Origin of the sequence: Mesorhizobium sp. WSM3860, from assembly GCF_002294995.1 — a bacterium.
Lineage (GTDB): Bacteria > Pseudomonadota > Alphaproteobacteria > Rhizobiales > Rhizobiaceae > Mesorhizobium.
The window spans coordinates 1-1,046 of record NZ_NSGF01000052.1 but is presented as its reverse complement, the minus strand read 5'-3'; the positions used below and the strand labels follow the sequence as shown (position 1 = coordinate 1,046).

2 protein-coding genes are annotated in these 1,046 nt (G+C 66.8%); both read left to right on the top strand.

From position 1 onward, the window contains the following. On the top strand, positions 1-580 hold a 580-nt coding region (locus tag CK220_RS31220; protein ID WP_095815182.1), incomplete at its 5' end, for a triose-phosphate isomerase. A gap of 10 nt (positions 581-590) precedes the next feature. Beyond that, entirely contained in the window at positions 591-1,046 is a 456-nt protein-coding gene (locus CK220_RS31215; RefSeq protein WP_095815181.1) for an RpiB/LacA/LacB family sugar-phosphate isomerase, read from the top strand.

Below are 1,046 nucleotides of genomic sequence, written 5' to 3'. Positions count from 1 at the left end.
GGTCGGAGCCCAGAACATGCATTGGGCCGACGAAGGCGCCTGGACCGGCGAGATTTCGCCGCTGATGCTGAAGGATTGTGACCTCGATATCGTCGAGCTCGGCCATTCCGAACGCCGCGAGCATTTCGGCGAAACCGACGACACCGTGGCCCTCAAGACGGAAGCCGCCATACGCCACGGCTTGACCCCCTTGATCTGCATCGGCGAGACGCTGGCCGAGCGCGAGGCCGGCCGTGCGCGCGAGGTTCTCGACCGGCAGGTGCGCGGCGCGCTCTCCAGGCTCGGCGCCGCCCAGAAGCGGGCGCCGATCCTGCTCGCCTACGAGCCGGTCTGGGCAATCGGCATCAACGGCATTCCGGCGACCTCCGGCTACGCCGACGCCCGCCAGGCGGAGATCATCGCTACCGCCCGGGAGGTGCTCGGCCGCCGCGTCCCTTGCCTCTATGGCGGTTCGGTCAACCGGGACAATTGCGCCGAACTCATCGCATGCCCGCATATCGACGGGTTGTTCATCGGACGCGCCGCATGGGCCGTCGAGGGCTATCTCGACATCCTGTCCAGATGCGTCGCCAAACTATGAGGAGACGATCATGAAGCTCGCGGTAGCAGGCGACAGCGCCGGCGAAGGCCTGGCCAGGGTTCTGGCCGACTACTTGAAGGACAGGCACGAGGTATCGGAAGTGTCGCGCACCGAAGCCGGCCCCGACCCGTTCTATGCCAACCTGTCCGACCGGGTCGCGAGCGATGTGCTGGCCGGCAAATATGACCGCGCCATTCTGATCTGCGGCACCGGGATCGGCGTCTGCATCTCGGCCAACAAGGTGCCGGGCATCCGCGCGGCGCTCACCCACGACACCTACTCGGCCGAGCGCGCCGCGCTGTCGAACAACGCCCAAATCATCACCATGGGCGCGCGGGTGATCGGGCCCGAGCTGGCGAAGGCGATTGCCGATGCCTTCCTCAAGGAGACCTTCGATCCGCAGGGGCGGTCGGCCGGCAATGTCGCCGCCATCGACCAGGTCGACGCCAAGTACAACGTCCGCTGA

What these genes read in the sequence shown, in the direction of transcription:
- CK220_RS31215 (WP_095815181.1), top strand. Translation starts at nt 591, where the DNA reads ATGAAGCTCGCGGTAGCAGGCGACAGCGCCGGCGAAGGCCTGGCCAGG.